The organism is Actinoplanes rectilineatus (assembly GCF_000962825.1).
GTDB lineage: Bacteria > Actinomycetota > Actinomycetes > Mycobacteriales > Micromonosporaceae > Actinoplanes > Actinoplanes rectilineatus.
Map to the genome: position 1 here is coordinate 12,978 of NZ_JZKF01000088.1, position 25,697 is coordinate 38,674.

A 25,697-nucleotide genomic window follows, 5' to 3' on the forward strand; every position below is an offset into this window, starting at 1 on the left:
AAGGGGAGAATGGGACTACTGTCCGAGCATTGCGAAACGATGGGTGACTTCTGGAATGGACACCCCCGGGTGATCTCCACTGGTACGATCGCCGCGCCGACGACGAGTGGTTACAGATTTGCCCGGCAAAGCTGCCGTAGAGTCCCTGAAAACGTCCAGGCGTACGTTAGCCTCTGGTCGGAAAGCCATCTGCTGAGCTTTCGCGGCCTCTTTCCGGTCGCGCCGTCCAGGCTCGCAACCATGAGGAACAGCATTGGATATTGCGATTGTCGGTCTGTCGTGCCGTTTTCCGGGCGCGCGCGACGTGGTCGAGTTCTGGGAGAACTCGCTGACCGCCGAACATAAATTCAAGCCCGTACCTTCCAGCAGGTGGAATCACGCTTCCTTCCACTCCGCAGATTTTCGGGACACCTATTCGACATACACCGACAAGGTCGCGTTCATCGATGGGGCCGAGGAATTCGCGGCCCTGCACTACCGCATTCCGCCCCGGCGGGCCAAAGCCATGGACCCGCAGCACCGGCTGCTCATCGACCTGGCCCGGGAGGCCGTGCAGGACGCCGGCTGGGAGCGGGTCGAGTTCGACCGGGCCCGCACCGGCGTCTTCGTCGGCATCGGCGGCTCCGACTACCGGGAGCTCGCGGGCACCCGGCTGCTCGCGACGATGCTCGCCGACGGGTCGATCGGCAACCACGCCCGGAACCCCGAGTTCCTGGAGGCCCTCGCCGACGCGGCCGCCGAAGCCCTCGACCCGCCGCAGTCCTTCTCGATGGCCGGCATGCTCAACAACATGGCGCCCTGCGCCGTCGCCGAGACGCTCGACCTGGGCGGACCCGCCTTCGCGGTCGACGCGGCCTGCTCGTCGTCGCTGATCGCCCTGCACGAGGCGGTCAACCACCTGCGGTCCGGCTCGGTCAGCGCCGCCCTGGTCGGCGGGGTCTTCGTCAACATGACCCCGAACGCCATGGTCGGCTTCTCCCGGGTCGGGGCACTGTCGCCGACCGGCGTCTGCCGGCCCTTCGACACCCGCGCGGACGGCTTCGTGCTCGGCGAGGGCGGCTCCATCGCCGTGCTCCGGCCGCTGACCGACGCCGTCGCCGCCGGTGACCGGATCTACGCGGTGCTCAACGGGATCGGCACCGCGAACGACGGCAAGGGCGGCGGCCCGATGACCCCGCGCCCCGAGGGCCAGGAGGCGGCCATGCTCGCCGCCTACCGGGACGCCGGCGTGTCACCCGGCGCGATCGACTTCCTCGAGGCGCACGGCACCGGAACCACGGTCGGCGACCGGGTCGAACTCGAGGCACTGCGCCGGCTGCGCGCCACCGCCGGGGAGTCGCGTCCCTGCTACCTCTCCTCCGGCAAGGCGACCATCGGGCACACGCTGCCGGCCGCCGGCGCCGCGGGCGTCCTGCGCGCCACGCTGGCCCTGCACCACCGGCTGGTCCCGCCGCAGCCCGCGCTGGACCGCAACACCGAACTCCCGATCGAGGAGGCCGGCCTGCGGATCACCACCGAACCCCGGGAGTGGCCGGACGTCGCCGACGACCGCCGCCGCGCGGCCGTCAGCTCGTTCGGATTCGGTGGCACCAACGTGCACGCGGTGTTCAGCGAGGCCCCGGAGCCGCGACCGGCCCGCGGCGGCGCCGGCAACAACCGCGACCGGCCCTGGCTCGTCCTCATCTCCGCGGGCAACCCGGAGCAGCTCGGCGCGTACGCCGAAAGGCTCTCCGCCCTGGTCGCGGCCGACCCGGCGATGGACCCGGCCGCCGTGGCCCGGACCACCGCCAGCCGCAGCCTGCTCCCGTCCCGCCTGGCGGTGATGTGCCGCACCCGCGACGAACTCGCCGAACGTCTCGCCGCGGCGGCCCGCTCGCTGGCCGCCGGTGAACTGGGCCGGCTGGCCCCCGGTGTGTACGCCGGTGCCGGCCCGCTGGCACCCGACGAGCGCAAGCTCGGCTTCCTCTATCCGGGTCAGGGCTCGCTGCGCCCCGGCGTGCTGCGCGACCTGGTGGCCCGGTTCCCGTCGATGGCCCGGCACGTCCGGCCGCTCGGCGACCTGGTCGACCAGCGCACCGGCACGGCCGTCACCGAACTGCTCTGCTCCGAACCCGGGCCGGGCGACGAGTCGGCGGTCAGCGCCACCCGGATCTGCCAGCCCGGCCTGGGCGTGGCGGGCATCGGCATGACCCAGCTGCTCGCCGACTGCGGCGTCCTGCCGGACGTCACGCTCGGCCACAGCGTCGGCGAACTCGTCGCGGCGGTCGCGGCCGGCGCGCTCAAGGCTCGCGACGGCATCGAGTTCCTGGTCGACCGGGGCGCCGCGGTCACCGCGGGGGAGGAGCCGCCACCCGGCACGATGGCGGCCGTCCGGATCGACCCGGCCGGCTTCGAGGAGTTGCGGACCGGCATCGACGGGGTGTGGGCCGCCTGCCACAACCACCCGTCGCAGACCGTCGCCAGCGGCCACCGGTCCGCGGTCGACATCCTGCTGGAACGCTGCAAGGACCGGGGCGTGTCGGCGGTCCCGCTGAGCGTCTCGCACGCCTTCCACTCGCCGCTGCTCGCCGAGGTGGACACCCGGGTCACCACGCACGCCGCGCACATGCCGGTCCGCACCCCGGAACGCACCTTCGTCTCCAGCGTCGACCCGGCCGCGACCACCGACCCGGACACGCTGCGCGACCTGTGGGGCCGGCAGGGCTCCTCGCCGGTGCTGTTCACCGACGCCGTGGACGCCGCCGTCGAAGCCGGCGCCCGCATCCTGGTGCAGGTCAGCGCCGGTGACGCGCTGCTCGGCATGGCCGCCCTGACACCCTCGTCGGCCGGACTCGACCGGATCGCGCTGATGCCGGCCGAGCCCGACGACGGGTACGCCCTGCTCGAAGGCCTGGGACGGCTCGCCGTCGCGGGCGTGCCGGTGGACCTGACACCACTGTTCGCGGGTCTGCGCGTACCCCTGCTGACCCTGCCGCCCTTCCCCCTGGCCACCCAGACCTACTCGATCCGCCGGACCACCCGCAAGGGCGCCCCGCGCCCGGCGTCCGCCCGGCCCGCGCGAGTCGCGCGGACCGAGTCCCGCCAGCCGGAGCGCGCCATGCGCCCGGCAGCCGATCGGAACGGAGATTCCACACCAGTGAACGACGTCATCCTTCTCATGCGGGAGCAACTCGCGGTGCTGCGGGGCCTCGGCGCCGAGCCGATGGAGCTGACCGCCGGTGCCGAGCCCGCGCGGGAGGTGCCGACCGTCGTGCCGGTGCGCCCCGAGCCGGAGACTCCGGCCGCCGCGCCGGTCGCCGGCCGCGGCACAGTGCCCACGCAGAAGACCTCACCGGTCGACGCCGAGCAGATCGTCACCGAGATCGGCGTCATGATCGGCAAGATCAGCGCGTTCCCGGCCGACATGGTGCGCGCCGAGAGCACCTTCGCCGGTGACCTCGGCTTCGACTCGATCATGACGGCCGAGCTGGCCGCCGCCCTCAAACGCCAGTGGCCGCACGTGCCGCTCGGCCCGGAAGAGGTCTTCGGCGTCACCACCGTCGGCGAACTGGCCCAGGTGCTGGCCGGCGCGCTGGGCGGCGGCACGCAGCGGGCGCTCCCGGCTCCGGCACCGGTGCCGGCACCGGTCCGCCTGGAGGCGCCGGCCCGTCCCCGGGTACGCCACGAAGAGGTCGCCGACGTCGCGAAGCTGCCCGAGGTGGTGGAGTTCGAGCGCCGCGGCACCATGCTCGAGCGGGTCGGCGTCGACAACCCGTACTTCCTGGTCCACGACGCGCTGATCGGTGCGCGTACCCAGGTCGAGGGGCGTCAGCTGATCTCCTTCTCCAGCTACAACTACCTCGGTCTGACCGGGCACCCGATGGTCGCGTACGCGGTGAAGGAAGCCGTGGAACGCTACGGCTCGTCCGTCTCCGCGGCCCGCATCCTCTCCGGCAACCGGGGCCTGCACGACGAACTGGACCGCGCACTGGCCGGCCTGGTCGGCGCCGAGGACGCGATCACCCTGGTCGGCGGCCACTCCACCAACGTCGGCGTGATCGGGCACATGGTCGGCCCGGAGGACGTGATCCTGCACGACGCCCTCGCCCACGACAGCATCCTGCAGGGCTGCCGCCTCTCCGGCGCCAGCCGCCAGCCGTTCCCGCACCAGGACCTCGAAGCCCTGGACACCCTGCTGAGCCAGATCCGCGACCGGTACCGCCGGGTGCTGATCGTGGTCGAGGGCGTCTACAGCATGGACGGCGACATCTGCGACCTGCCCGCCCTGATCGCGCTGAAGAAGAAGTACGGCGCGCTGCTGATGATCGACGAGGCGCACAGCATCGGCGTCCTCGGTGCGCACGGCGGCGGCGTCGGCGAGCACTTCGGCATCGACCGCAACGACGTCGACATCTGGATGGGCACCCTGTCCAAGTCGCTCGCCAGCTGCGGCGGTTACATCGCCGGCCGCCACGAGCTCATCGAATACCTGCGGTACACGCTCCCGGGATTCATCTTCAGCGCCGGTATGAGCCCGGCGAACGCGGCAGCCGCCCTGGCCGCGATCCACATCATCCGGGAGGAGCCGCAGCGCCTCGCCGCACTGCACGCCAACTCGGCGATGTTCCTGCGCCTGGCGCGCGAGGCGGGGGTGGACGTCGGCACCAGTTCCGGGACTCCGGTCGTCCCATGCATCACCGGTGACTCCATCAAGGCGTTGAGGCTTTCGGACACGCTGCTCAAGAACGGGGTCAGCGTGAACCCGATCCTCTACCCGGCGGTCAAGGAGTCGCTGGCCCGACTGCGGTTCTTCATCACCGCCGAACACACCGCCCAGGACATCGAGACCACCGTGGACCTGCTGGCCCGCCACCTCGACCCGGCGGGTTCGGTACCCGTACCCCAACCGGTCTGAGCAGATTGCGCCCGTCATGACCTCTGTGAAAGAACCCCCGGCCCGGGCCGGTGACCGCGCGGTCACCGGCCCGGGACCGGGGGCGGTAGTCCGGTTCGTCGCCCGCCGGCCCAAGTTCGTGCTCCTCGTCGCCCTGCTGCTGGCCGTCCTCGCGGGCATCAGCGGGGCCGGCGTGGTGGGCGCGCTCAAGACCGGCGGATTCGACGACCCGAGCTCCGAATCGGTACACGCCCGCGAGCTCCTCGGTGAGCACTTCCGCACCGCCGACCCGAATCTCGTCGTCATGATCGAGAAGCCGGGCGGCAGTGTGGACGACGCGGACACGCGTGCCGTGGCACAGGAGGTCACCGGGCGCCTGAGCACCACGACGGGGGTGACGGTCGCCGGCTCGTACTGGGTGCAGGGCCTGCCGCAGCTCGCCAGCCGCGACAGACACGAGGGCATCATCCTCGTGCACGTCGACGGCGACGAGACCGAGAGCGCCAAGGTGGTCGCCGGACTGCACGACGACCTGGCCCGCGACGACGGCGCGGTCCAGGTCCGGTTCGGCGGCTTCACCCAGATCATCAATGACATCAACGAACAGGTGACCGAGGACCTGGCCCGGGCCGAGGGGATCGCGGTCCCGATCACCCTGCTCCTGTTGCTGCTGGTCTTCGGCACGGTGTGGGCGGCCGGCGCGCCCCTGCTGATCGGGATCTTCTCGATCCTGATGACGCTGGGCACGCTGCGGCTGCTCGGCGCGGTCACCGACGTGTCGGTGTTCGCCGTGAACATGGCCACCGCGCTGGGCCTCGGCCTGGCCGTCGACTACAGCCTGCTGTTCGTCTCCCGGTACCGCGAACAGCGCGGCCACGACGGCGACGTGGTGACGGCCCTCGCCGCGACCATGCGGACAGCCGGCCGCACCATCCTGTACAGCGCCGCCACCGTGGCCGTCGCACTGTGCAGCCTGCTCGTCTTCCCGCAGTACTTCCTGCGGTCGTTCGCGTACGCCGGAATCGCCGTCGTGGTCGCCACGGTGCTCGCCGCGATGCTGGTGCTGCCGGCCATGCTGGTGCTGCTCGGCGACCGCATCGAGAAGTGGCCGCTGTGGCGCCGCCGCCCCGCGGTCACCGGCAACGCGCCGTTCTGGGGCCGGATCGCCGCGTTCGTGCTGCGCCGCCCGGTGCTGACCGCGGTGCCCCTGATCGGCCTGCTGCTGGTGCTCGGACTGCCCTTCACCCACGTCCAGTTCGGCATCGCCGACGACCGGGTGCTACCCCGGGACGCGGAGAGCCGGGTCGTTGCGGACACCATGCGGGAACAGTTCGCCGACACCGGCAACGGCGCCACCGTGCTCGTCGCCCCGGCCTGGGGCACCGGCGAGGACGCGGTGGACCGGGCGGTCGCGTACGCCACCGACCTCTCCGAGGTCCCCCACGTGACCCGGGTCGACACGCTCGCCGGGTCCTTCGCCGAGGGCACCGCGCTGTCCCGGCCGGCGAACGTCCGGGCCGGCTTCATCTCCGGCGACACGGTCTGGTTCTCGGTGCTCAGCGACGTCGAACCGTTCTCGTCCGACGGCGCCGACCTGGCCCGCGCCATCCGCGCCACACCGGTGCCGGACGGCGTCCGGGTGCTGGTGACCGGTCAGGCCGCCCAGCTCGTCGACATCACCTCGTCGATCGGCGGCCGCCTGCCACTGGCCGCCGGCCTGATCGCCGGCACCACGTTCATCCTGCTGTTCCTGCTGACCGGAAGCGTCCTGCTGCCGATCAAGGCGCTGATCCTGAACATGCTGACCATGGTCGCGGTGTTCGGCGTCGCGGTCTGGGTCTTCCAGGACGGCCACCTGTCCGGCATCCTCGGGCACACCGGCGCCCCGTTGGCGGTGGCGATCCCGGTGCTGCTCTTCTGCGTGGCGTTCGGCCTGTCGATGGACTACGAGGTCTTCGTGCTCTCCCGGGTCCTGGAACGGCACGGCCAGGGCGCCGACCTGTCCACCTCGGTGATCGACGGCCTGTCGCACAGCGGCCGGGTGATCAGCGCCGCGGCCGGCATCCTGTCGGTGTCGTTCCTGGCGATGCTCTCGTCCGGAGTGTCGATCATCCAGTTCTTCGGACTGTGCGCCGCCCTCTCGATCATTCTGGACGCGCTGTTCGTCCGCCCCGTCCTGGTTCCGGCGTTCATGCGCCTCGCCGGACGGTGGAACTGGTGGGCACCCCGGCCCCTGCGGGCCGTGCACGCCAGGTTCGGCCTGCGTGAGTAGTGGCCGGCGGGTGCTACCGTTCGCGTCATGCTGTGGCTGGACACGATCTGGTACTTGGTCAGTGCGCTGACCGAGTCCGGTCCGTCCGGCCTCGCCACCGGCGCCATGGCCGGTGTGCTGCTGATCGCGGCCCTGGCCGCCCCGCTGCTGCTGCACGGCATCGCCGTCGACCAGACGTCGTTGAACGGCCGCGCCCTGCGCGGCCGTGCCGAACGCACCGGTGTGCCACGCCACCGTGACCCCGACGCCCCGGGCCGCACCCGCCCGAGAGGACCCACCCGGTTGCCGTCGGCAGCCGTCTGATCGATCCGACACGGCTGCCGGCGTCCCCCCGCCGCCAGTGATCTCCTCAGCCTCTCAAGGGGTTAGCCGTGTCCGTTTTCAGCGATCTCATGTCCCTGGTCTACACCGGGATCTCCGCCCTTCTGCTCTTCTGGCATGCCGTCTGGGACCGTGTCCTCGGCGGCGCGCACAGCCTGTCCACCGACTGGGCCTGGGTCCTCGGCATCGTCTTCCTGGTCCTCACCGTCCGGGTCGCGCTGCTGCCGATCTTCCTCCGGCAACTCCGCTCGCAGCGGGCCATGCAGCGCATCGCCCCCGAACTCAAAGCACTCCAGGCCAAGCACAAGGGCGACCGGGAGACCCTCGCGAAGGAGATGACCGCCCTCTACCAGCGGGAGAAGGTCAGCCCGTTCGGCAGCTTCGCCCCGATGCTCCTCCAGATCCCGATCTTCGTCGGTCTGCTGCACGTGCTGCGTCACCTCAACCCGCAGATCACCAGCGAGGCGTCGCGGACGCTCTACGGCTGGACGCTCACCCAGTTCCAGGAGGCGTCACACGCGGTCCTGCTCGGCGCGCCGATCGCCTCGACCTTCCACACCGGCACGGTGACCACAAAACTGGTCACCGGCGTACTGATCGCCGCGATGGTCGTCACCACCTTCCTGACGACCCGCATGTCGATGATGAAGAACGGTCCGGCGACCGACCCGCAACAGCGCACCATCCAGCGCGTGATGCTGTGGTTCATCCCGCTCTCACTGCTGACGTCGGGCGTGATCTTCCCGCTCGGCGTGGTCCTCTACTGGACCACACAGAACCTGTTCGCCCTGGGCCAGCAGGCGTGGCTGCACCGTCGCCCCGATCCGTCCGCGCCGGTCGCCGCCGTCGCCGAGCCGGTCGTGGCGCGTGCTGTCCCGTCCTCCAAGCCGAAGGTGGGCGCCAAGCCGCGCCGCTGATCAAAATCGGAAGATCGATGTCGTAGCGGGGTGGTGGGTACGGACCGTCGCTCCCGCCGAGGGCCCGGCGGTCTTCGCCGGCCGCTACGCGTCCGGAACGCTCAGGCCACCGGGCGACCTGCGTGAATGGTCGAGCCCGAACCCCAACCCCGAACACCCGCCCGCGCGGTCACGCCGAGGTGCGGGTGTCCCTACGGGCTCCGCCAAGCGGCGAGCCTCCCGCCGGTTAGAGCCGGTTAGCGCCGGTTAGCGCTGGTTAGCGCTGGTTAGCAGAGTTTAACGGCGGTTCGCGGCGGTTCGCGGCGGCAGGGGTCGCGGCGCGGAGCCCGTCGCCGCGAGCCTCAGTCGTCACGGTGCCGCCCCGCCGTCCCGCCGGTGCCGTGGCCGACGGCTCGGTCGACCGTGCGGGGCGACGGCCGGGGCCGCCCGGCCATGTATCCGGCACGGCTAGACATGTTTCGTGGTCAGGGTGCGAAGCCCGTCCGCGTGGTGATTACGGGCGCGCTGGACGCCCCAAATCAACACACCCTTGGTGGTGTGGTGATTACGGGCGCGCTGGACGCCCCAAATCAACACACCCCTGGCGGTGTGGTGAATTCGGGCGCGCTGGACGCCCGAAATCACCACGCTGTTGTGGGTGTGGTGAATTCGGGCGTGCTGAGCGCCCGAAATCACCACAGAGGCAGACCCTGACTGCGAAAGGTGTCTGGCCCGGCCGTCGTCCATGGCTGATATGGGCGCGTCAGAGGGGCACGGTGGTGGGCCGGCTTGGCGTTGCCCGGCCGTCGTTCACGGTTGACGGAGCATGTCGTGGTGCCGTGATCGGCCATCGGGTTGCCCAGTCGTTGCCCACGGTCGATCCGCGGGCCGAATGCGACCGTGGTTGACGGCTGGGGGATGTCGGGCCGTTGGTGGGGGTTGTGTTTCGGTCTGTTGGGCAGCCGTGGTTGACGGCTCGGGTGGTTCGGCCGTCGGTGGTGGTTGGTTGGCGGGTCGTTTGCGACCGTGGGCGACGGCTGGAGACGTCGGGCCGTTGGTGAGGGCTGTTTTCGTCTTGTTTACGACCGCCGGTGACGGCTGGGTCTTCGGCCGTCTCTCACGGTTCAGTTTTCGGGCCGGAGGCGGGTCTAGGAACACGGGCCGGAGGCTGGTCCAGGAGTGCGGGCCGGAGGCTGGTCCAGGAGTGCGGGCCGGAGGCTGGTCCACGAGTGCGGGCCGGAGGCTGGTCCAGGAGTGCGGGCCGGAGGTGTTCGCCCTCCACCGCGGCGGACCTGCGGGGATCAACGCGCGGCGGGGTGGTCCGGCTGCCGGCGTGCTCGGGCGGCGGCCGTGGCTTCGACTCCGGCCAGGAGCAGGTCGACGTTGAAGGTGAAGTAGCGCTCGACGTCCGGCTCGTCGCGGAACGTCGCCGCGTATTCGACCATCTTCGGGAAGCGGTCGGCCGGCAGGCATTCGAACATCAGGCGTTTCTGGCGGCGAAGCTCCGCGGCCTCCTCCGGTGACGTGCCCGGTCGCGGGCCGGGGTGCCCGGACACGAGGCCGATCACGCCGGTGAGCAGGTGCTGCGATACCCAGAAGGCTTCGCCCAGGGTGAAGCCCGCCTCGCTGAGCAGGGCGAGGCAGTCGTTCGTCGCGCGGGTGAAGTTCTCCGTGCGGGTCTTGTCGACCGCGTGCATCAGGTCGGGCAGGGCCGGGTGCCGGCGCATGACGTCGACCACGGTGTCGACGAGGGCGCGGAGCCGTTTCTGCCACGGGTCGCCGTCGGCGGCCTCGGAGCGTACGCCGCCGAGCAGGTGGTCGACCACGCCGAGGAGCAGCTCCTCCTTGTTCTTGAAGTGCCAGTAGAGGGCCATCGGGGTGACGCCGAGGTCTTTGGCGAGCCGCCGGATGGTGACCGCCTCCAGGCCTTCGTCGTCGGCGAGGCGGGCCGCGTGTTCGGCCACGGCGGCCTTACTGAGTCGATCACCGGTCACTTGACAACCATACAACGTACAGGTCTCATGTACGACGTACATGTACGGCGTACAGGGAGATGAGCGATGGAGAAGAACCGGCGGTGGTGGGCGCTCGTAGCGGTGGCGCTCGGCACCTTCATGACCTATCTCGACAACAACGTCGTCAACGTCGCGTTGCCGAGCATCCAGCGTGACCTGGGCCTGAGCATCTCCGGGCTGGAATGGATCACGAGCGCGTACATCCTGGTCTTCGCCGGTCTGCTGCTGGCCGGTGGACGCATCGCCGACGTGCTCGGCACCCGGATGACCTTTCTGGCCGGGCTGGCGGTCTTCACCGTCGCCTCGGTCGCGGCCGGCCTGGCGGGCACCCCGGAACTGCTGATCGGCGCCCGGGCGGTCCAGGGCATCGGCGCGGCCCTGCTCGCCCCGGCGTCGCTGGCGCTGCTGCGGGAACTGTTCCCGGACCCGAGGGAACGCGGCACCGCGATCGGTGTCTGGGGCGCGGTGGGTGCGCTCGCCCTGGCGGTCGGTCCGTTCGCCGGCGGGGTGCTCAGCGAGTACGTGTCCTGGGGCTGGATCTTCCTGATCAACCTGCCGATCGGGCTGGTGACGATCGTGCTCACGCTGGTCAGCGTGCCGTCGGACCAGCGTGCCGGGAGGGGCGGCCGACTGGACCCGGCCGGCCTCGCCGCCAGTTCGGTGACGCTGTTCGCTCTCACGTACGCGCTGATCGAGGGAGACGCGGAGGGCTGGACGTCGCCGCTCATCCTGGGGTCGTTCGGGGTCTCCGCGGCAGCGGCCGTGCTCTTCGTGCTGATCCAGAGGCGCAGCGCCGACCCGATGGTGGATCTGGCGTTCTTCCGTTCGCGGATGTTCACCGGTGGGTTGCTCGCGATGGGGCTGTGGGCCTTCGGCGTCTTCGGGATCTACTTCTACACCGCCATCTACCTGCAGAACGTGCTCGGTTTCACGCCGACCGGGGCGGGTGCGTCGTTCGTCCCGATGGCGCTGATCACCGCGGTCGGCGCGGTCCTGTCGCCCCGGCTGGCGGCGCGGTTCGGCGTGGCCCGGGTGACCGCTTTCGGTCTGGCGGTGATGGCGATCGCGATCGGCGGCATCGCGCAGTTCGGGGAGGGCACCACCTACGGCGACCTGTTGCCCTGGTTCGCGTTCTACGGTGTCGGCGGCGGTCTGCTCATCCCGCTCAGCAATGTCGTGATCGACGCGCTGCCCGCCGGCCGGGCCGGTATCGCGTCCGGCATCCTCAACGTCTCCCGCGAGGTGTTCGGCCTGCTCGGGGTGACCGTGCTCGGGGCGGTGCTGAGCAACCGGGCGGGTGCGGCGTCCGGCAGCGAGCTGCACCGCTACCTGGAGGGCTACCAGTTCGCGCTGGTGCTGGCCGCGATCCTGGTGGCGGTCGGTGTGCCGGTCAGCCTGTGGATGCTGCGGCGGTCACGGCCGTCGATCGAGGTTCCGGAGGCGAGTCCTAGTCTGGTGGGGTGACCACGAGGCTCTTCGACGGCGGCCGGGTGATCGCCGAGGATTTCCCGGCCGAGCAGGTCGCCGACCGTCTCCGGGAGCACCCGGGTGCGGTGGCCTGGCTCGACCTGTTCGACCCCGACGAGGCCGAGCTGTCGGCGGTGACCAGCGGGTTCGGTCTGCACCCGCTGGCCGTGGAGGACGCGGTCGACGACCACGAGCGTCCCAAGCTGGACGTCTACCCCGATCATCTGTTCCTCAACGTCTATGCGACCCGGTTCACCGACGGCCGGATCCGCAAGATCGAGATCAGCGCGTTCGTCCTGGACCGGGCGCTGATCACGGTGCACAAGTCGGCCGGCGACCTGGACGTGCTGACCGCCCGCTGGGACGCCGACACCGAGCTGGGCCGGGACGGCGGCGTCGCCTTCCTGGTCTACGGGCTGCTCGACACGGTGGTGGACAGCCAGCTCACGGTGGCCCGGTCGATCGACGCGGCGATCGACGGGATCGAGGAGGACATGCTGGCCGAGGGCGGTGCGCCACGGGCGGTGCGGCGGCATGCGTACGCGTTGCGCACCGCCCTCGCCGCCCTGCACCGCTCGGTCGCCCCGATGCCGGAGGTGCTGGCCGGCACGGAACGGACCGACCTGTTGGCGCCGTACTACCGGGACGTCGAGGACCACGCGCACCGCGCCCTGGAGGTGACCGGGCACGCCCGGAACCGGATCACCGAACTGCTCGACGCCGACCTCGCCGAGCAGGGCAATGTGCTCAACGACGTGACCCGCAAGCTCGCCGCCTGGGCCGCGATCATCACGGTGCCCACCGCGTTGACCGGCTACTTCGGTCAGAACGTGCCCTATCCGGGCTATGGGCAGTGGTGGGGATTCCTCCTCAGCGGCGCCCTGATCGTTCTCTCCGCAACCGTCCTGTACATCTATCTGAAACGACGCGGCTGGTTGTAACGTGCCCCCTTGATCGGGGGGAGATCGATTCATGTTCGCGCTCGTCGCCGGCGCGGTCCGAACCCGGACGGCGCAGGTCGCCACCATCCTCGTGCTGGCCGCCGTCGCCACGGCGGTGACCGCGGCCGCGCCGTGGTACGCGTATGCCGCCGCCGCCCGGGCCGCCGCCACCGACATCGCCGCCGCCCCGGACGGTCAGCGGACCCTGAGCGTCCGGCAGGGCGCGGAGATCGAGTCCGGGGATCCCGGCGCCGTGGTCGAGCCGTTCGCCGACCGGGTCCGCACCCGGCTCCCGCTGCCGACCGAGGACGTCGCGCTCGGCATGATCACCCCGCTGGCGGTGTCCCGTGGCGGGACGGACGTGGACGTGCGGCTGGCGTACCGGGACGACTTCTGCGAGCAGGTCCGCATCGACGGCGCCTGCCCGGCGGCCCGGGGCGAGGTGGCGATCAGCCGGGCGGCGGCGCAGCGGCTCACCATCGGGATCGGTTCCCGCCTCACCCTGCGGGACACGGTCAGCGACCGGACGGTGGTCACCACCGTCGTCGGCCTCTACTCGGTCGACGACCCGAGCGGCGCGTACTGGCAGTCGTCGCTGGTCCGCGCGGAGAACGGGCTGGACCCGGCGTTCACCGCGATCGACACGTTCAGCGCGGTGATGCTCAAGAGCGTCACCCTGACGTACGACTCGGTGATCCCCGAGGGCCTGATCAGCCGTCCCGGCACCGACCTGCGCGCCCTGCTCCGTGCGGCGGACAAGCAGCTCAGCCCGGACCTGCGCCTGGTCACCTCGGCCGACCAGCTGATCGGCACCATCGAGGCGGACCGGACGGTGATCGCCTCCGGGGTGGCCACCGCGGCGGTCCAGATCCTGGTGCTGGCCTGGTTCGCCATCGCGCTGGCCGGCCGGTACACCGGTCGCGACCGGCGCCCGGACGTGGCGCTGCTCAAACTGCGCGGTTCGACCCGGCTCGGCATCCTGCGCCTGCTCTGGGGCCAGCACCTGGTGCCGCTCGCCGCCGGGACCCTGCTCGGTGCCCCGGCCGGTCTCCTGCTGGCCCGGCTGCTCGCCGGCCCGGTGGACGACACCGCCGACCGGACGTCTGCCCTGCTGATCGGCCTCGGCGCGGCCCTCGCCGTGCTGCTCGGCGGCCTGCTGGTGCTGGCCGTGCTGGAGGCGCTGGTGGTCCGCCTGCCGCTGTCCGAGCTGCTGCGCCGCACCTCCGGCGGCCGGGGCGGCTGGCGGTCCGGGCTGGCCGACCTGATTCTCGTCGCGGTCGCGGTGACCGTCGTCTACCAGGCCGGGGTCGGTGGCCCGGACGGTGGTCTGGCCCCGGCCGGCGCCGGCATGCTCGCCCTCGCCGTGGCCCTGATCCTGGCCCGGCTGCTCAGCCACCTGGCCGGCCGGATGGGCGGGGCCGCGCTGCGGGCCGGACGCCTGCGGACCGGCCTAACCGCGCTGCGGGTCGCCCGGCAGCCCGGCGCGGACCGGGTGTTCGCCCTGGTCGTGGTCGCGACGACGCTGTTCGTCACGGCGGTCGGCGGTGGGGACGCCGAACAGCGGGCTCGCGCGGAACGCGGCGCCTGGGAACTCGGCGCGGACCGGGTCCTGACCGTGCAGACGGAGAACCGGACCACCCTGCTGGCGGCGGTCCGGCAGGCCGACCCGGACGGGCGGCAGGCGATGGCCGCCGTGGTCGACCGGGTGAGTGACCTGCCGGTGCTGGCGGTCGACAGCACCCGCTATGCCGCGGTCGCCGCCCCGGGTCTGCCCGGGGCGCCGCCGGGTGCCGGGGCGGGCGGTCGACTTCCGCTGATCACCGGGGAGGCGGTCGGCGTACGCGCGGAGCGCCACGGCAAGCAGCCGGCCCGGTTGTCGCTGCTGCTCCGCAACGAGACCACCGGTCTCGTCGTGCCGGTCGACCTCGGTGTGGCCGGCGCCGGCACGACGGTGCTCCGGGGCGCGGCTCCGGGCTGCGCGACCGGCTGCCGGATCGTCCACTGGAGCCTGACCGGACGGACCGGCGCCGGGGTCACCGTCCACTCCCTCGACCAGCTGGACCCGGCAGGGCCGGTGCTCGGGGCAGCCGAGCTGGGTGACGTCGCCCGTTGGCGTACCGGCAGCACCGGCGTCGCGCTCGACGTCTCGACCAGCGCGGCCGGCCTGCGCCTGGACGTCCCGGTGAACACCTCGGACGATGTCGAGTCCGGGTCGAGGGCCTGGCCGGTGGAGACCACGCTGCCGTTGCCCGCCGTGCTGGCCGGTCCGGAACCCGACGCGTGGCGGTTCGCCGATCCGATCCTGGGTGTCTTCGGCACGCCGGTCCCGGTCCGGGCGCGGGCCGTCGGTGCGGTGCCGGTGCTCGGCCACCACGGACTGTTCGTCGATCTGGAGGCCTTCCGCCGTCTCACCGACGAGGCCGAGCCGCCGGGGGAGTACCAGGTGTGGCTCGCCGCGGACGCCCGTCCCGGCCTGGTCGGTGACCTGACCGCGGCCGGCCTGACCGTGGTGGCCGACCGGACCGTCGCCGGGCGGGCCGACCAGCTCGGCGCGCAGGGGCCGGCGGTCGCCGCCCGGTTCGGTCTGCTGGCCGGGGCGGCGGCGCTGCTGCTCGCCGCCGCGACCGTGGCGGTGGCCGCGGCCGTCGACCGCGGCACCACCCGGGAGCAACTGCGGGCGCTGCGGGTGCAGGGCCTGCCGTCCCGGGTCGCGGTGGCCACCGGCCGGTACGGCGTCGGCGTGCCGGTGCTGGCCGGGCTGGTGGCCGGTCTGCTGGTGACGATCCCGGCCACCCGGGTCACCGGCGCCCGGGTGCTGCCGTTCACCGACGGCTGGGACGTGCTGCCCCCGCCGGGTGTGCTCGGCCCGGTCGCCTTCCTGCTCGGCGGTCTCGCCGCCCTGACAGTGCTCGGCCTGACCACGTGGCTGGCCGTCCGTCCGTTCCTGCGAGACCTGCGAGACGACCGATGATCTCCCTGGTTCTGGCCATGACCTGGGCCCGGCGCGGCCAGGCGATCACGCTGGCGCTGCTGACCCTGCTGGCGGTGGCGTCCGCGGTGGCCGCGCCGGCGTATCTGCTGGCCGTCGACCGGGCCGTCGCCGCCGGTCAGGTGGCGACCGCCGCGCCGAACGAGCTGGGCATGGTGATCAGCGCCCGGCAGAACGACCGGGACGAGGGCGACGGCGGATCCTCCACCGGTCTGCAGTTCGCCGAGGTCGGTCAGGCACTGGTCCAGCTCCCCGGGTTCCACTACGTCTACTCCGCGGAGTTCCCGGCGATCGGCGTCGAACCGGACCCGCAGCGCGCCTCCCGGCTGGTGTTCCGCCAGGAGACGTGTGAGCACGTCACCCTGCTGTCCGGGCGCTGCCTGATCGGGGCGGGGGACGTGCTGGTCGGTGAGCGGACCGCGGACCGGCTCGACCTGGCGCCCGGCGACCCGATCATGCTCGGTGCGGCACGGTTCAATCCGGATCCGACGAACCCGATCTACCTGCCGGACGGCGAGCCGGCCCGGTTGACGGTCGTCGGGGTCTACCGTGCCACCGACATCACGGAGGCGTACTGGGGCACCCACGGGTACTTCACCACGGTTCCGGGGCGCGGGCCGGGCGAGCCGATGTTCACCGGCGCCGCCACCCAGCAGGCGATGGACCACGGCGACACCGATGTGGCGATCGACGGCACCGCCGGCAGCGCGGTGCTCGACGTGGACCGGCTCGGTACGCTGCGCGGCGAGCTGGACCGGCTGAAGGAGACGTCGGAGAGTCTCGGCGCGCAGATGGCGATCAGCACCCGGATGCCGGACATGCTGGACCGGATCGACCGCGGACGGGAGGCGGCCCGCCTGCTGGTCCCGGTGATCGCGGTCCCCCTGGTTCTGCTCGCCTGCTTCAGCATCTTCCTCGCGGTCGGGTACAGCGCCCAGGGGCGGCAGAACGAACTGGCCGTGGTCGCGCTGCGCGGTCCGCAGTGGTGGGTCCGCTGGTGGATCACGACCGGGGAGAGCCTGGTCGCGGTGGTGGCCGGGGCGGTCGTCGGCTGCCTGGCCGGGCAACTGCTGGTCAACCTGGTCGCGGCGCTGCGTTTCCCGGGCGTCGGCGCGGACCCGGGCTGGTCGTCGCTGCGGTACGCCCCGCTCGCCACCCTGCTCGCGCTGGCCGCCGCGGTGGCAGCCCAGCGCCGGCAGCTGCTCGGCCCGGTCAGCTCCCTGCTGCGTCGCGGTCCGGCGTCCGGCAGCCGGATCCCGGTGACCGAGGCCGTGGCGACCACCCTGGCGGTGGCGGCCGGTGTGCAGCTGGCCCTCTCCGGCGGCGAGCTGACCGGCGTCGGCCTGCTCGCCCCGGCGCTGCTGGTGCTGGCGGTCTCCCTGCTGGTCGCCCGCGCGCTGGTGCCCGTGGTCACCCGGTACGCCGCCCGTGCCCTGCGCCGCGGACACCCCGGCGCGGCCCTCGCCGCGTACCAACTGTCCCGCCGTCCCGGCGCGGAACGCGTCTTCGCCCTGCTGGTGGCCACCGTCGCGGTGGCCGGGTACGCCGCCGCCGCGGTGGACACCGCCGAACGGGTCCGGCACGTGCAGGCGGCCGTCGGCACCGGCGCCGCCCGGGTGCTGACCGTGTCGCCGGTGCACCGGCAGACCCTGCTCGGCGCGGTCCGGGCGATCGACCCCGAGGGCCGGTACGCGATGGCCGTCGCCGGCCTGGCCAAGGGCGGCTTCCAGGAACCGGCCGGCCTGGCCGTGGACAGCACCCGCCTGGCCGCCGTGATGAACTGGCCGGACGGCGCCCCGGACGCCGCCGCGGTGGCCCGCCTGCTGCGACCGGACGCCCCGGCGGCACCGGTCTTCCCCGGTCAGGACGTGCAGGTGGTGCTGAGCAGCGGAAACCTCGCCGACGGCCGGGTCCTGCGGCTGAACCTGGCGGTCTCCTCGGTCACCGGTCTCGGCGACGAGGTGGTGCAGCTCGGCCAGCTCAGTACCGGACGCTCCAACTACGTGCAGCGGGTGGACGTCTGCCGGGAGGGCTGCCGGCTCAACGGGATCGGCGTCTCGGCGGTCGGCACCTCGACCGGGGCCACCGGCAGCCTGGTGCTGGAGGGTCTCGGCTCGGTGAACCCGGTCCGGCCGATCACCTCTGCGACCCTCACCGACCCGGCGGCGTGGCGGACCGAGAGCGGCGTGCGCCTCTCCGCCGACCCCGCGGGCCTGCGGATCGACCTGGAGTCGTCGGACACGCTCGCCGCCGGCGTGTGGGTGCAGCCGGCCGATGCGCCGGCGCCGATGCCGGTGGCGCACACCGGCACCCTGCCCGACGACGCGACGATCACCGGCCTGGACCGGCGGCGGCTGCTCACCGAGCCGGTCGCCGAACTGCCCACGGTGCCGAGGCTGGGACGCGACGCCACCCTGGTCGATCTGGAGTACGCCGACCGGGTCGCGGTCGACGGCGGTGCCGCCGCGGTGTCCCAGGTGTGGCTGAACGACAGCGCCCCGCCGGACGTGCTGGACCGGATCGCCGAGCAGGGCCTGACCGTCATCGACGACGTCGCCGAGGACCGTACGCTGCGACAGCTCGACCAGCAGGGCCCGGCGCTGTCGCTGTGGTTCTTCGTGCTGGCCGCGGTGCTCGTGGTGCTGCTCGGCGCGGGTGGTCTGGTGCTCACCGCCGCGGTCGACCGGCGCCGCCGGGTGGAGGACCTGTCCGCGCTCCGGGCGCAGGGGCTGAGCCGGACGGCGGCGGGACGCGCGACGCTCTGGACGTACCCACTGCTGGTCTTGATCGCGACGGTGGCCGGCCTGCTGGTGGCGGCGCTGGCCTGGGAGCTGACCGGCTGGACCCTGCCGCTGGCCGGGGTCGACCCGCCGGATCTGCCGCTGCCCGGCCGTCCTGGACCGTTCACGCTGCCGGCCACCGGTGCCGTGGTGCTGGCCGTGCTGACCCTGGTCGCGCTGGTGACCGGAAATGATCTCCGAAGGAGAGTGCGATGACAGAGCTCGCCCTGGACACGGTGGATCTCGGCTGGGCCGGTGGCGATCCGGTGTTGCGGGACGTCTCGGTGGCCGTGCGCCCCGGCGAGATCCTGGCCGTCACCGGCACCTCGGGCGCAGGCAAGAGCACCCTGCTCAGCGCGATGGCCGGGCTGCTGCGGCCGGTAGCCGGCGCGGTCACCGCGGACGGCGAGCCGCTGGGGGACCGGGACCGGGCGGTCGGCCGCAAGGTGGTGCTGATCCCGCAGGAGAACGGTCTGGCGGCGATCCTGACCGCCGCGGAGAACGTGTCGGTGGCGGTGATCTCGACCGGTGGCAGCCCGGCGGACGCCCGCCGCCGCACCGCGGACGCGCTGGCCTCGGTGGGGCTGGCCGGGCAGGCCGACCAACTGGTCGAGGAGCTGTCCGGCGGTCAGCAGCAGCGGGCGGCCATCGCGCGGGGCCTGGCCCTGCGCGGCGACGTGCTGCTCGCCGACGAGGTGACCAGCGAACTGGACGCGGCGAACCGGCAGAAGGTGCTGGAACTGCTGCGGGCCGAGGCGGACCGCGGGGTGGCCGTGGTGCTGGCCACCCACGACCCGGAGGCGGCGGCCACCTGCGACCGGGAGGTCCACCTGGCCGACGGCGGTGTCACTCTCCGCCGGGGACCAGCGTGACCTCCCCGTCCAGGTGCTGCACGGTGAACAGGGTGCCGGGCGGATAGGACCCGAGCACCTCCGGGGGCAGCTGCACGGTGCCGTCCCCGGCGACCACCGCGAAGTCCTGCCCGTCCCGGCCCTCCGCGCCGACCCGGCCGTCCCGGATGGTCACCGCCCGGCCCAACCGTGCGCCCACCTCGTTGTCGTGGGTGACCACCACGATCGTGGTCTGCCGTTCGGCGTTCACCGTTTCGAGCGCGTCCAGCACCTCGTCGCGGCCGGCCGTGTCCAGGCGGCTGGTCGGCTCGTCCACCAGCAGCAGGCCCGGCCCGGCGGCGATCCCGACCGCCAGCGCCGCCCGCTGCCGGGCGCCCGGGGTGAGCTCGCTGATCCGGCGGCGGCCCTGACCGTGCAGGCCGACCAGGTCGAGGATGCGGTCCGGTTCGTCGAGCTTGATGCCCCGGGTGTGCGCGGCCCGCCGCTGGGCGAGCCAGATGTTGCGGTGCAGCGACGCGTACGGCAGCAGATTGCGCGCCGCGCCCTGCAGCACCACGCCGATCTCGGTGCCGCGCAGCCGGGAGATCTCCGCGTCGGCGAGCTTGCCGAGGTCGTACGTCCCCACGTTGATCCGCCCGGCGGACGGCCGCATCAGACCGGACAGCAGCGCGATCAGGGTGGACTTCCCGGAACCGGACGGACCGACCAGGGCGAGGGTCTCGCCGGGGGCGATGGACAGGTCGACACCGGCGAGAGCGACGACGTCACCCGCCTCGGCCCGGTAGATGTGCACCACACGCCGGCAAGCGACGGCCAGTCCATTCATGGCGAGCACGCTATCTAAGGGATGACCATGCTGACGAGCCCCGGTGGACGGCACTTAGGGTGTCGTCGTGCGCGACATCGCCGTTTTCACCGGATCCGCCCATCCCGAGTTGGCCGCCGAGATCTGCGAGCACCTCGCCGTGCCGCTGCTCCCGACCAAGACCTCCCGATTCGCCAACGACTGCATCGAGGTGCAGTTGCAGGGCAACTGCCGGGAACGCGACGTGTTCCTGATCCAGCCGCTGGTCCCGCCCACCCAGGAGAACCTCGCCGAACTGCTCTTCATGCTGAACGCCGCCAAGGGGGCCTCGGCCGGGCGGATCACCGTGGTGCTGCCGCACTACGCGTACGCGCGGAGCGACAAGAAGGACGCCCCGCGCATCTCGATAGGCGGTCGTCTGGTCGCCGACCTGCTGACCACGGCCGGTGCCGACCGGGTGCTGGCGATGACGCTGCACTCGCCGCAGGTGCACGGCTTCTTCAACATCCCGGTGGACCACCTGCACGCGCTGCGGGAGCTGGCCGACCACTTCCGCGGGTACGACCTGAGCAACACCGTCGTGGTCTCCCCGGACCTCGGCAACGCCAAGGAGGCGGCGGCGTTCGCCCGGATGCTCGGTGTCGAGGTGGCGGCCGGCGCGAAGCAGCGTTACGCCGACGACAAGGTGGTGATCAGCTCGGTGATCGGTGAGGTGGCCGACCGCGACGTGATCGTGCTGGACGACGAGATCGCCAAGGGCAGCACGGTCTTCGAGCTGCTCGCCCGGCTGCGTGAGCGTAACGTGCGCAGCGTACGGGTCGCCTGCACGCACGGGCTGTTCTCCGCCGACGCGGTCCAGCGGCTCTCCGCGGAGAAGGAGATCGAGGAGATCGTCTGCACCAACACCGTTCCGATCCCGCGGCACAACCGCACCGACAAGCTCACCGTCCTGTCCGTCGCCCCGGCCCTCGCCGAGGCCATGCGGCGGATCCACAACGGCGAGTCGGTGAGCGCGCTCTTCGCATAGATTTTTCGGCAAACCGGCCTCACGAGCCTCACCCAGCGCGAATCATTGCCCGCATGGGAGTCATGGCTTACCCCCTCCGGTACGCGCTCGCCGACCTGGCCCTCGCGCTGAGTCGCGCGGCGAACCCCGCAGAGGTACGGACCATCGCCGCCCGTGCCGCCGCCGACATGATCGGTGACGGCGCGGGTGTGCAGCTGATCCGCGACGACGGGCGGTACGACGAGATCTCCTACCAGCACGTCGACGACGAGAAGTCGGCGGTGCTGGGCCGGGCGCTGGACCGGTCCGGCCAGTTGCCGGACAACCAGTACTCGACCACGCTGGCCACCTCGCGCCGTCCGATCGTGCTGGCCGGCGACACGGCGGAGGGACTGACCGCGTCGGACCAGGGGATCACCGCGGCGGTGCTGAGCCCGGTGATCGTCGACAACACGTACGCCGGATATCTGATCCTGACCCGGCACACCCCGGACGCGTTCTATTCGACGCCCGAGGTGGAGCTGGCCCGGGACATCGCCGGTGAGCTGTCGCTGGCGGTCTCCTCGGCCCGGGCGCAGGAGCGTCTGCGGGTCTCCGAGGAGCGGTACCGCCGGGTCCTGGAGACGATCCCGGAAGGTGTCCTCCAGCTGGACCCGGACGGGGTGGCGACGTACGCGAACGAGCCGATCGGCGTGGTCCTGGGCATGCCGCGGGCCGAGCTGATCGGGGTGTCGCTGCGCGGCTTCCTCGACAACATGGGGCAGAAGGAGCTGGACCGGCGGATCGCCGAGTGCCGCACCGGGCGTTCCACGGTCGGCGCCACCCGCCTGATGCGGGCCGACGGTTCGCGGCGCAGCGTACGCGTCAGCATGATGCCGGTGCACGACGAGAACGGCGACTTCGGCGGCGTGCTCTGCATGATCACCGACACCACCGACCACATCGACGCGCGGGGTCTGAAGCGGCAGCTCGACCACCTGCGCCGGCTGGACAGCCTGGGCCAGCTGATCGGCGGCCTGTCACACGACTTCAACAACCTGATGACGGTGGTCGCCGGGTCGGCCGACATGATCGTGGGGGCCACCGAGGAGGGCAGCCAGCCCAACCAGTACGCCAAGGACATCCTGGACGCGGTCGGTACCGGCCGGACGCTCACCCACCAGCTCCTGGCGTTCGGCCGCAGCGAGGGCAACCGTCCCGAGGTGATCCCGATCCCGGATCTGCTCACCGACGTGCAGGCGCTGTTCAGCCGGACGCTCGGCGAGCACATCGGGCTGGACCTGGCGTTCGGTCCGGACGTGTGGCCGGTCAAGGCCGAGCGGGGTCCGCTGGAGCAGGCGCTGGTCAACCTGGCGGCGAACGCCCGGGATGCGATGCTGCACGGCGGTATGGTCCGGGTGACCGCCACCAACGAGGTGATCGCACCGGGGCAGCTGGCCGAGAACGCGCCGACCGGCAAGCTGGTGCACCTGGTGGTGACCGACACCGGGGTGGGCATGGAGGACGAGGTGCGGCGCCGGGCGCTGGAGCCGTTCTTCACGACCCGTCCCACCGCTGCCGGTCTCGGCCTGGCGACGACGGCCGGCATCGTGCAGAACCTGGGCGGCCACATCGAGCTGGAGTCGGAGCCGCGGATCGGCACGACCGTGCACATCTACCTGCCCGCCGCGGAGGAGCGCCGTAAGGCGGAACGGGCCGGCGGCGACAAGAACGCGGTGATCGGCCGGGTGCTGATCGTCGAGGACCAGCCGGATGTGGCGCAGCTGGTGCAGCGGCTGATCGAGCCGGCCGGTTACGAGATCGCGGTGGCGACCGACGCGCTGATGGCGGTCACCCAGGTGGCCTCCGGTACCCGCCCGGACCTGCTGATCACCGACGTGGTGATGCCGACGATGACCGGGCCGGAGCTGGCCGGGGCGTTGCGCACGCATCAGCCGGATCTGCCGGTGCTCTACATGTCGGGGTACACCGCGGCGTCGCTCGGCCCGCAGCTGCACCTGGACGAGAACAGCATGCTCCTGGAGAAGCCGTTCACCCGTTCGACCCTGCTGGGGGCGATCCGGTCGCTGTGCGGTCCGCAGCCCGGTCCTTCTAACGAGGGGACTTCCGCCAAGTGACGGCGGTTCCCGGAAACCTCCCGCAGGGTGCGATTCTCGCCGCGTAGACTTGCCAGCCATCCGGACAAAATGCATTATTCCGGGTCATGGATCAGGAACGGTGCGTCGGTAACTCGTACAGGCTGATCCGGCCGATCGGTCAGGGCGCCACCGGCACCGTCTGGCAGGGTGAGGACCGCTCCACCGGCGAACCCGTGGCGATCAAACTCCTGCACGACAGCCTGCTCCGGCAACCCCGGCTGGTCACCCGGTTCGTCCAGGAACGGACCATCCTGCTGATGCTGCGGCACCAGAACGTGGTCCGGGTCCGCGACCTGTTCAGCGCCGGAGACTCCCTCGGCCTGGTGATGGACCTGGTCGCCGGCGGCAGCCTGCGCGACCACCTCAACCGGCGGCGCGCCCTGCCACCCGCCGAAGCGGCCCGGCTCGCCGGCCAGGTCGCGTCCGCCCTCGCCGAAGCCCACGAGATGGGCATCATCCACCGCGACCTCAAACCGGACAACATCCTGCTCAGCAGGGAGGAGAACGGCCTCGAGGCGCGGCTCACCGACTTCGGCATCGCCCGCATCCTCACCCTGCCGAGCATCACCACCCCGGCCGCGGTCGTCGGCACCCCGCACTACATGGCCCCCGAGGCGTTCCACGGCGCCACCCCGAGCGCGGCCACCGACGTGTACTCGCTCGGCGTCCTGCTCTACGAACTGGTCTGCGGGTGCCCGCCGTACCGCAGCGACTCCCTGCCGGAACTCATGCGCCTGCACTCCGAGGGCGCCGCCGAACGCCGCCCCGGCATCCCCGACAACCTCTGGCAGATCATCACCGCCTGCCTGTCGTCGAAGCCCCGCCGCCGGCCCGGCGCCGCCGAACTGGCCGCCGAACTGACCGAGCTGACCGCGGAACTGTCCTCGGCCGGTCCGTCCCACCGCGCGGACATCACCGCCGCCGCGGCCCGCCCGCCGGTCCCGCGCAGCCGCCGCAACGACGCCCCGCGCGGCCGATGGACCCGTCCCGGAGCAGCCGCGGCCCTGGTGGCGGGCATCCTGGTGGCCGTCGGCGCCGCCTGGCAGGTGGGCCGCTCGGAGAGCCGTCTCGAGAGTTCACCCCCGGTGATCATCACGGCGTCCGTGGCGCCGGTCACCGCCGTCGTCCCACGGCCTGCCGCGCCGCGGCCGCCGACGTCGAAACCCGCGGTCAAGCGCAAGGCCGCGACGGCTCGTTCCTCCCCCTCTGCGGTACGCGCTACCCGCTCTGCCGCGACCAGGATCGACGTTCGGAGTCCCGTGAACCGGGACGAGGCACGCAACTCCTGGCAGTGCACCCCCGACATGATCTTCGACCTGCCGACACGCTCACCACTGGGCCTGCGCCCGTGCCACTTCCTGGGCCGAGACGTCCGGGTGCAGGCGACCCTGACCACCCCGGCGAAGGGTCATGGCCGCATCGAGGTCCGCCTGCTGGACACCGCCTCCGGCCGTACCGTGGCCGGCCCGGCCACCTGCGACGACCTGCGCTTCTCCCGGCGTGAACTGTCGCACGGCTGCGGTCCGCTGACCGCCCAGCCGCGGCGGGGCCGCACCTATGCCGTGCAGATGTCCTACCGTTTCAGCCGCGACGGCCACGAGTCGGCCAACACCGTCCGGGGCCGCCCGTTCCGCTGGTGACGCGTTCACGCTGCTCGGCGCGCCCGGCCTGCCCCCGGTCGATGTGACCGTCGGCGCCGATCAGCGGTTCCGGACGCTCTCCGCGAGGAACCGCACGAAGTCGGCGTCGTCCTCCGGCCCGATCGGTCCCCGCCGGGCCCGAGCCCGTTCCCGCTGCGCCAGAGCCCGCCGAGCCTGCGCCCGTCGCCCCGGTTCCCGGTCCGGCTGTGGCCCGGCCTCGGTCCCGGCCCGGCACCAGGCGATCGGCCCGGCCACCGGACACAGCACGATCAGCGCCAGCCACGCCCGCCGGGGAAACGCGGCGATCCGGTCCGGCCGGCTGCTCAGACAGTCGATCAGAGCCACCACGTGCAGGGCCACCAGTGCCAGGACGATCAGCAGAGTCACACGAGCCATGCCGCCGATCCTGTCCGCGCCGGGATTCAGCCCCTGGTCCGCCCCGGTTGCCGTCCCGTTGCCCACTTCCCGCCGTCATCACGACGCCGGGGTGCTGTTTCGCGGCTAGACCCCTTCCGCAGTCAGGGTCTGCCTCTGTGGTGATTTCGGGCGCTCAGCACGCCCGTATTCACCACGCCGTCAGGGGTGTGTTGATTTGGGGCGTCCAGCGCGCCTGTATTCACCACGCCGTCAGGGGTGTGTTGATTTGGGGCGTCCTGCGCGCCTGTATTCACCACGCCGTCAGGGGTGTGTTGATTTGGGGCGT

The 25,697-nt window shown here is 72.1% G+C and carries 15 protein-coding genes; 12 read left to right on the forward strand and 3 right to left on the reverse strand.

Annotation, left to right across the window (positions count from 1 at the left end; genetic code table 11):
* Window positions 1–253 precede the first annotated feature (253 nt).
* The 4 genes from WH85_RS38470 (at window position 254) to yidC (ending at window position 8,383) form a co-directional block, all read left to right on the forward strand.
* A complete protein-coding gene (locus tag WH85_RS38470; protein WP_245674273.1) occupies window positions 254–4,894 on the forward strand; it encodes a type I polyketide synthase in 4,641 nt (1,546 codons plus the stop codon).
* A 16-nt stretch (window positions 4,895–4,910) separates the two neighbouring features.
* The gene (locus WH85_RS38475; protein ID WP_045747081.1) at window positions 4,911–7,145 is read left to right on the forward strand and encodes an MMPL family transporter; all 2,235 of its coding nucleotides are present in this window, start codon (window positions 4,911–4,913) and stop codon (window positions 7,143–7,145) included.
* 27 nt (window positions 7,146–7,172) lie between these two features.
* Window positions 7,173–7,448, forward strand: coding sequence for a DUF6412 domain-containing protein (locus tag WH85_RS38480; protein ID WP_045747082.1), 276 nt, complete (start codon window positions 7,173–7,175; stop codon window positions 7,446–7,448).
* A 68-nt stretch (window positions 7,449–7,516) separates the two neighbouring features.
* On the forward strand, window positions 7,517–8,383 hold the full coding sequence (gene yidC / locus WH85_RS38485) for a membrane protein insertase YidC (RefSeq protein ID WP_245674274.1): 867 nt from the start codon (window positions 7,517–7,519) through the stop codon (window positions 8,381–8,383).
* Between the two features lie 1,280 nt (window positions 8,384–9,663).
* Here the strand turns inward: yidC and WH85_RS38490 are convergent.
* Window positions 9,664–10,356, reverse strand: coding sequence for a TetR/AcrR family transcriptional regulator (locus WH85_RS38490; RefSeq protein WP_245674275.1), 693 nt, complete (start codon window positions 10,354–10,356; stop codon window positions 9,664–9,666).
* A 66-nt stretch (window positions 10,357–10,422) separates the two neighbouring features.
* On the opposite strand from WH85_RS38490, the gene WH85_RS38495 reads away from it, so the two are divergent.
* Genes WH85_RS38495 through WH85_RS38515 form a run of 5 tightly spaced genes read left to right on the forward strand, consistent with a single transcriptional unit; the run spans window position 10,423 to window position 19,426 of the window.
* On the forward strand, window positions 10,423–11,841 hold the full coding sequence (locus tag WH85_RS38495; RefSeq protein WP_045747084.1) for an MFS transporter: 1,419 nt from the start codon (window positions 10,423–10,425) through the stop codon (window positions 11,839–11,841).
* On the forward strand, window positions 11,838–12,785 hold the full coding sequence (locus tag WH85_RS38500) for a magnesium transporter CorA family protein (RefSeq protein WP_045747085.1): 948 nt from the start codon (window positions 11,838–11,840) through the stop codon (window positions 12,783–12,785). Before WH85_RS38495 ends, WH85_RS38500 begins: the two co-directional genes overlap by 4 nt.
* A gap of 31 nt (window positions 12,786–12,816) precedes the next feature.
* On the forward strand, window positions 12,817–15,756 hold the full coding sequence (locus tag WH85_RS38505) for an FtsX-like permease family protein (RefSeq protein WP_045747086.1): 2,940 nt from the start codon (window positions 12,817–12,819) through the stop codon (window positions 15,754–15,756).
* Entirely contained in the window at window positions 15,753–18,770 is a 3,018-nt protein-coding gene (locus WH85_RS38510; protein WP_045747087.1) for an FtsX-like permease family protein, read from the forward strand. The genes WH85_RS38505 and WH85_RS38510 overlap by 4 nt, the downstream gene beginning before the upstream one ends.
* A complete protein-coding gene (locus WH85_RS38515; RefSeq protein ID WP_045747088.1) occupies window positions 18,767–19,426 on the forward strand; it encodes an ABC transporter ATP-binding protein in 660 nt (219 codons plus the stop codon). Before WH85_RS38510 ends, WH85_RS38515 begins: the two co-directional genes overlap by 4 nt.
* Here WH85_RS38515 and WH85_RS38520 read toward each other — a convergent pair.
* Window positions 19,401–20,231, reverse strand: a complete 831-nt coding sequence (locus WH85_RS38520; RefSeq protein WP_045747089.1) for an ABC transporter ATP-binding protein — start codon at window positions 20,229–20,231, stop codon at window positions 19,401–19,403. The genes WH85_RS38515 and WH85_RS38520 overlap by 26 nt on opposite strands.
* Before the next feature lie 67 nt (window positions 20,232–20,298).
* Here WH85_RS38520 and WH85_RS38525 point away from each other — a divergent pair, with 67 nt between their 5' ends.
* The 3 genes from WH85_RS38525 (at window position 20,299) to WH85_RS38535 (ending at window position 24,994) form a co-directional block, all read left to right on the forward strand.
* The gene (locus WH85_RS38525) at window positions 20,299–21,237 is read left to right on the forward strand and encodes a ribose-phosphate diphosphokinase (protein ID WP_045747090.1); all 939 of its coding nucleotides are present in this window, start codon (window positions 20,299–20,301) and stop codon (window positions 21,235–21,237) included.
* 62 nt (window positions 21,238–21,299) lie between these two features.
* On the forward strand, window positions 21,300–23,333 hold the full coding sequence (locus WH85_RS38530; protein ID WP_245674276.1) for a hybrid sensor histidine kinase/response regulator: 2,034 nt from the start codon (window positions 21,300–21,302) through the stop codon (window positions 23,331–23,333).
* Window positions 23,334–23,419: 86 nt separating this feature from the next.
* Window positions 23,420–24,994 (forward strand): serine/threonine-protein kinase, encoded by a 1,575-nt coding sequence (locus WH85_RS38535; protein ID WP_045747092.1) that lies wholly within the window; start codon window positions 23,420–23,422, stop codon window positions 24,992–24,994.
* A 60-nt stretch (window positions 24,995–25,054) separates the two neighbouring features.
* Here WH85_RS38535 and WH85_RS38540 read toward each other — a convergent pair whose 3' ends face one another.
* Entirely contained in the window at window positions 25,055–25,390 is a 336-nt protein-coding gene (locus tag WH85_RS38540; protein WP_045747094.1) for a PLD nuclease N-terminal domain-containing protein, read from the reverse strand.
* Window positions 25,391–25,697: the final 307 nt, after the last annotated feature.